Here is a 6,000-nt window from a genome sequence, read left to right on the forward strand (position 1 = left end):
CCGCTCTGCGGTTGATACGACGAATGCAGCCCGCCGGATCAACCTCGTCTTCCTGGAAAGCCCCCCGCCCGCGCCGCGGGCGCGGAGACTCCCCGAAGTCTGCGCGGACCATACCGATTTTGCCGGCGACGTCCACGCGACCGTTTCGCCGCTGGCGAGATCCCGTCCCGCAAGGGCGCGATCGGCGCAGGGCGACGGCGACTCGCCCCCGAATCCGGTCCGAATCCGGGTCCGCCCCCCGCCGATTCCCCCCGGCGCCGGCCGGAGGGACTCCTCGCATTCAACACGGCGCAGGTGTCGTTTCAAGCGACGGCGGCCCGGGGCGCCCGCCGCCCCGCCCGCTCGTCCGGACATTTGAATTGCATGGAATCCTTATTGTCTGCACGTTTCAGGTCTCCCGCCGCTGCCGAGGATCCGACCATGCCCAGAGCCCTGCCGCTTGCGCTCGCCGCGCTGACCCCCATCGCGCTCGTCCCCGTCTCCGCCCGCGCGATCGAGGCGCAGGACTGCGCCGCCTTCGCCGCGCGCTACGGGATGCCCGACGTGGAGATCGCCTCGGTCGAGCCGGTCTCGGACGACGCGGGCTTCGCCTACTGCGACCTGCGCGGGACCATCGGCGGCAACATCGGCTTCGCCGTGCACCTGCCGGCGGACTGGAACGGCCGCTTCCTGATGGTGGGCAACGGCGGCAAGGCGGGCGAGCTGGAGCTCGAGGCCATGGCGCCCCACCGCGCGAAGGGCTTCGCCACCGCCACCACCGACGCCGGCCACTCCGACGCGATCCCCGAGCAGGCCTCCGCCCGCTTCGGCAAGGGCTCGATGGAGATGGAGCTCGACTTCGCCTACCGCGCCCCGCACGAGACCGCGGTCGTCGCCAAGGACATCGTGGAAGAGTTCTACGCCGAGGCGCCCAGCTTCTCCTACTGGGCCGGCTGCTCCACCGGCGGGCGCCAGGGGATGATGGAGGCGCAGCGCCATCCCACCGACTTCGACGGCTACGCCATCGGCGCCCCGGTCTATCCCTACACCTGGGCCCAGATCTCGGCCCCCGCCTTCGCCGGCCGCCTGTTCGGCGAGGATCCCGCGGCCGAGGCGCCGCTGATCTCGGCCGAGCAGATCCTGGCGCTCGGCACGCATGTCGTCGCCAAATGCGACGCGCTCGACGGGCTGGAGGACGGGCTGATCTCCGACCCCCGCGCCTGCGCCTTCGACCCCGCCGTCGACCTGCCCCGCTGCGAGGGCGCAGAGGCCCCCGCCGACGGATCCTGCGCCACCGACGCCCAGGTCGAGGCCCTGTCGCTGATCTACGCCGGCGCGAAGACCTCCCGGGGCGAGGAGGTGGTCCCCGGCCTCCTGCCGGGCGCCGAGGCGATCAAGGGCGGCTGGGACCTGTTCGTGACCAAGCCCGCGGACAGCAAGCGCCCGCCGCTGGCCCACGTCATCGTCCACGACAGCTTCAACTGGCTGATGTTCCCCGAGGACCGGCCGGACTTCAACTACGTGACCGACTTCGACTTCGATGTTCACCCGCAGGAAATGGCAGCCTTCAAGGGCAAGATCTACAACGCCGACGACCCCGACCTGGACGCGATGACGAAGCTGGGCGGCAAGATGCTGATGTATCACGGCTGGGCGGACGTCGGCATCAACCCGCTGTTCTCGATCCGCTACCTCGAGAGCGTCGAGGCCCGTCTCGCCGCGCAGGGCGCCGAGGACCCCAGGGCCGCCGCCGCCGAGATCCTGCGCCTCTACATGGTTCCCGGCATGGTCCACTGCCGCGGCGGGATCGGCTTCGACCGCGTCGACTGGATCGCGCCCCTGATGGCCTGGGTCGAGCAGGGCGTCGCCCCCGAGGCGATCGTGGGCGCGAACGCCGCCGGCGACACCCGCCCCCACTGCCCCTACCCGCAGACCGCGGTCTGGGACGGCGCGGGCGACGTCGCCTCCGCCGCCGGCTTCGCCTGCCGCTGAGGCTTGCGCGGGAGGGGGCCCGGCCCCTCCCGCCCCCGGCCCCGCGGGGGCGCCTCCCCGCAACCGGGTTCGCGATTCCGGCCCGGACCCGGTAGCGTGCGCGCGATTGCATCAGAGGAGGACTGCAATGCCCCGCCCCCATCGCGCCCCGCGCGCCCTGCGTCTCGCCCTTCCCGCGCTGCTGCTGGCGGGGCTCGCGGCCCCGGCCGCGGCCGAGCCGGTCCGCCTGGGCATGGACATCGAGACCGAGGCGCCGATCCTGACCGCCTTCGCGCTCGATTCCTCCTGCGCCTCCGCCGGCCTGCCCTCGGCGACGCTCTCGGCCACGCCCCGTCTCGGCCGGGTCGACACCCGCGCCGTCGTCGCCACGGTCCCCGAGGGCCCCTGCGCCGGCCAGGAGGTCGAGGGCGCGGCCTTCGTCTTCCACGCCTTCAGCCAGCGCGGCGAGGAGACCTTCACCCTGACCGTCGAGAACGCGACCGTCGGCGGCGGCGCGCACGACGTCGAGGTGAACGTGCGCGACTGACCCGCCCGGCCCGGACCGGCGGCGGCGTCAGCCGGCCGGGCCGAACACCTCCTCGAACGCCTCGCGCAGCGCCATGTCGAGCTCGGGCATCGACACGATCAGGCCGAGGTCCGCCAGCGAGGTCACCCCGTATCCGGAGATCCCGCAGGGCACGATGCCGGAGAAATGCTCCAGCTCGGGCTCGAGGTTGATCGAGATGCCGTGGAAGCTCACCCAGTGACGCAGCCGCAGGCCGATGGCGGCGATCTTGTCCTCGGCCGGCGCGCCGTCGGGGCCGGGCGCCTTCTCCGGCCGCACCACCCACACGCCGACCCGGCCCGGGCGCCGCTCGCCGGTCACGCCGAAGGCGGCGAGGGTTCGAATCACCCACTCCTCGAGCCGCCCCACGAACACCCGCAGGTCCCGTCCCCGCCTGTTGAGGTCCAGCATCGCGTAGGCCACCCGCTGGCCGGGGCCGTGGTAGGTGTATTCGCCTCCCCGCCGCGCCTCGAACACCGGGAAGCGGTCGGGCGCGAGCAGGTCCTCGCGTCGCGCCGAGGTTCCGGCAGTGTAGAGGGGCGGATGCTCCAGCAGCCAGACGAGCTCGTCCGCCCGCCCCGCGCGGATGGCGGCGACGCTCGCCTCCATCTCCGCGAGCGCCTGCGGATAGGGGACCAGCCCCTCGCTGATGCGCCATTCGGGCATGGCGGCTCCCTCCCTGCGCGGCCTGCGGGGGCAGGTATCGCTCCGCCGCCGGCCCGCGGCAAGCGTTGCGCCCAGGCCACGGCCGCCGCCGTCGCCGGCCGCCGTCCCCGCCGCCGCCGCATCCGCGTCACGGTCCCGTCACGGCGCGCGGCGCATCACCTCCCCACGGCCTGCGCGCAGCGGGCCGACGAGTCAGGCGCCGCCCCCTCCTCCTGCGGGAGGAACGCAGGCGCCAGGGGGGACCGGAGCGGAGCCGTGGGGGCTCGCGCCCGGTCCGGGGGCACCGGGACCGGCGTGTGGGCCGGGACCGGGACTCTCCCCTCGCGAGCCTTTTCCCGGGTTGACGCGAGGAACCTTGCGAGAAGCATGCGCAGGGGGCTTCACAAGCCCCCCGGCGGGTGCTAGAGGACGCGCCGCCTGATGAGGCCGCGGTCGTGGCGGAATTGGTAGACGCGCAGCGTTGAGGTCGCTGTGGGGTAACTCCCGTGGAAGTTCGAGTCTTCTCGACCGCACCATCAGGCTTTCCTTCGAGATCAGTATGCTAGTAGCATCAACCCCCTAGCGGGGCCCCGCTGTACCACAGGGGGCGCCACTCCGGTGTGGTACAGAGGCTCGAATGGCACCCTCGACGAGGCAGCAAGGCAGCGTCCGGCATACGAAGATTCGTGGCGGGGTCTACTACCTAAACCTTCGCATCCCCCCCGAGCTTCAGAGCGCCCACAGCGGCAGGACGCATCTCGTTCACTCGCTCGGCACGCAGGACGCACGAGAAGCCGAGCGGAAGGTCACCCTCGCTCGCGCAGAACTGTTCGAGGCGCTGGAGAGCAAGCAGCAAAAGGCGTCCTTGGCTGCGATGCTGGACCGGCTACACCCTTCGTACCGTGAGATTTTCGAAAGCTGCGGAGGCCTTGAGGGCCTCATTCGTCGATACGAGTCCGCCGTGGGCTGGCTGGAGGATGCGAGACAGCCGCCCGCGGAAGTCTACGCTCCCCAAAACAGCTATGAGGCTTGGGTCGAAGACGAGGCTGACGCCGCGCACGCGCGTGAGATCGCAAGGACGGAAGAGGACGCCCGTCTTACCGGCAAAGTGCTCAAGGAACTCGGCAGAGACGTAGCGGTGCCCGGCGAACCGTTCGGTCTGCTTGAACTAGCGGAAGCCTACATCACCGCCACGGACACGAAGAAGCAGACCGGCGACACGTACCGCATGGTAGTTCGGCGCTTCATCGAGCTTCATGGCGACCTTCCGCTCCATGCCCTCACGACTGCCCATCTGCGCGCCTATGCGGAAGCGGTCTTGAAACTACCGAGGGTCACCAGCTCGAAGAAGCTGCGCGGCGCGGACATCAAGACAGCGATCAAGATCGCAGAAGCAAAGAAGCTAGCGCGAGTCGGGGAACCCACTCAGGCGGTTCACGTGTCGCTCTTGAAGAGCCTGACCGCGTTCGCCGTTCCTGAGGGCTATCTCAGGAGCGATCCGTGGCACCAGTATCGTGTCATCAAGAGGCGCACGAAGCACTCAGCGGCTCGCAACCCGCGCTCCCCATTCGCGCCCTCGGACATCCGCAGCGTTCTTGCGCACTGCGCCACCCTTGATTTGCGCACCGTTGACCGCTGGGCCCCCCTCATTGCGGCATACCAAGGCGCGCGCCGGGAGGAGATCGGGCAGCTTCACGGAAAGGACATCCGCGAAATCGACGGGGTTTGGTGCATCAGCATCACGGATGAAGACGAACATCAGAAGATCAAGAACAAGGCTTCCCTACGCACGATCCCCCTGCACCCCGCGGTGATCCGCGCAGGCTTCGTCGACTTCGCTCGGACGCGCCCCGAAACCGGCCCTCTGTTCATGGAACCGTCTCGCTGGGGCAAGCCGCCTCACGAGTTGAAGCCCGATGCGCGAGGACGCTTCACCGAGCGGTACGGGAAGCGGTTCTCGCGGATGCTGCGCGAGCAACTCGGCATCACCGACCCCACGCTGGTGTTTCACTCCTTCCGCCACGCTTGGGAAGATGCCGCTGACGCGGCCAACATGCAGCAGAGCCACCGCCGCGTGCTGGCGGGCCGCTCCGCCAACGGCGACTCCCAAGCCGCCTACGGCGCTGGGCCAGCGCTCCCTGCCCTCCTCGAAAGCCTCTCGAAGATCGACCCCGCCGCCGGCTGAGCACCTCGCCAGCCTCGACGAGACACCCGGCGCGGAGCCTCCGCACCGGGTGATGCCGCCTGCCCAGCGTCGATCCGTGGGGGGTGGCCCATTCTGCGCGGAATCTTGACATTCCGCGCCGTACATGAGACAGTTAGCTTAGATAAAGAACGCGGGGCGTTCCTTATTTGCGGACGGGGTCCGTTCTCATCTTCACATCACAATCCGGAGTTCAAGCAATGCCGCAGGCAGGGCTTTACCTATCCCATGCCGCCATTGCGGCTGTTCTTGACTGCTCGGAGTCCGTGCTCCGCGCGGCCCGCAATCTCACCCGTAAGCGTCCGGCCTGACCGCTATCTGGCGTAATTCCAGGGGAGCAGATCTCCGATCCTGTTGATCTTGCAGTCCGGGATGCGGGCGAGGGTGTCGGCGAGCCAGGCCGTGGGGTCGACGCCGTTGAGCTTCGCGGTCTCGATCAGGGTGTAGGCGATGGCCGCTGCACGGCCGCCAGCCTCGGAGCCGATGAAGAGATAATTCTTCCGTCCCAGGGCGATGGCGCGCATGGCCCGCTCGGCCGCGTTGTTGTCGATCTCGAGGACGCCATGGTCGAGCCAGGGCCGCAGGCGGGCTATCCGGGCCAGGGCATAGCGGATCGCGGCGGCGAGCGGCGTCTTGG

General features: G+C 69.8%; 5 protein-coding genes and 1 tRNA gene. 4 read left to right on the plus strand and 2 right to left on the minus strand.

What is annotated here, in order from left to right; translation table 11 throughout:
- The first annotated feature begins 420 nt into the window (after positions 1 to 420).
- A complete protein-coding gene (locus BM064_RS22470) occupies positions 421 to 1,971 on the plus strand; it encodes a tannase/feruloyl esterase family alpha/beta hydrolase (protein WP_177236372.1) in 1,551 nt (516 codons plus the stop codon).
- Between the two features lie 127 nt (positions 1,972 to 2,098).
- Positions 2,099 to 2,497, plus strand: coding sequence for a hypothetical protein (locus BM064_RS22475; protein ID WP_092864275.1), 399 nt, complete (start codon positions 2,099 to 2,101; stop codon positions 2,495 to 2,497).
- Between the two features lie 27 nt (positions 2,498 to 2,524).
- Here BM064_RS22475 and lipB read toward each other — a convergent pair whose 3' ends face one another.
- The gene (gene lipB / locus BM064_RS22480; RefSeq protein ID WP_092864278.1) at positions 2,525 to 3,181 is read right to left on the minus strand and encodes a lipoyl(octanoyl) transferase LipB; all 657 of its coding nucleotides are present in this window, start codon (positions 3,179 to 3,181) and stop codon (positions 2,525 to 2,527) included.
- 428 nt (positions 3,182 to 3,609) lie between these two features.
- Here lipB and BM064_RS22485 point away from each other — a divergent pair.
- Both BM064_RS22485 and BM064_RS22490 read left to right on the plus strand, forming a co-directional pair.
- A tRNA-Leu gene (locus tag BM064_RS22485) sits at positions 3,610 to 3,696 on the plus strand.
- A gap of 101 nt (positions 3,697 to 3,797) precedes the next feature.
- The gene (locus tag BM064_RS22490; RefSeq protein ID WP_092864281.1) at positions 3,798 to 5,345 is read left to right on the plus strand and encodes a site-specific integrase; all 1,548 of its coding nucleotides are present in this window, start codon (positions 3,798 to 3,800) and stop codon (positions 5,343 to 5,345) included.
- 332 nt (positions 5,346 to 5,677) lie between these two features.
- On the opposite strand, the gene BM064_RS22495 is transcribed toward BM064_RS22490, so the two are convergent.
- Positions 5,678 to 6,000, minus strand: a 323-nt coding sequence (locus tag BM064_RS22495; RefSeq protein WP_143103425.1) for a transposase domain-containing protein, incomplete at its 5' end; no start/stop codon positions are given.

This window comes from Albimonas pacifica, from assembly GCF_900113695.1.
GTDB classification, from domain to species: Bacteria; Pseudomonadota; Alphaproteobacteria; order Rhodobacterales; family Rhodobacteraceae; genus Albimonas; species Albimonas pacifica.

What these genes read in the sequence shown, in the direction of transcription:
- BM064_RS22470 (WP_177236372.1), top strand. Translation starts at nt 421, where the DNA reads ATGCCCAGAGCCCTGCCGCTTGCGCTCGCCGCGCTGACCCCCATCGCG.
- BM064_RS22475 (WP_092864275.1), top strand. Translation starts at nt 2,099, where the DNA reads ATGCCCCGCCCCCATCGCGCCCCGCGCGCCCTGCGTCTCGCCCTTCCC.
- lipB (WP_092864278.1), bottom strand. Translation starts at nt 3,181, where the DNA reads ATGCCCGAATGGCGCATCAGCGAGGGGCTGGTCCCCTATCCGCAGGCG.
- BM064_RS22490 (WP_092864281.1), top strand. Translation starts at nt 3,798, where the DNA reads ATGGCACCCTCGACGAGGCAGCAAGGCAGCGTCCGGCATACGAAGATT.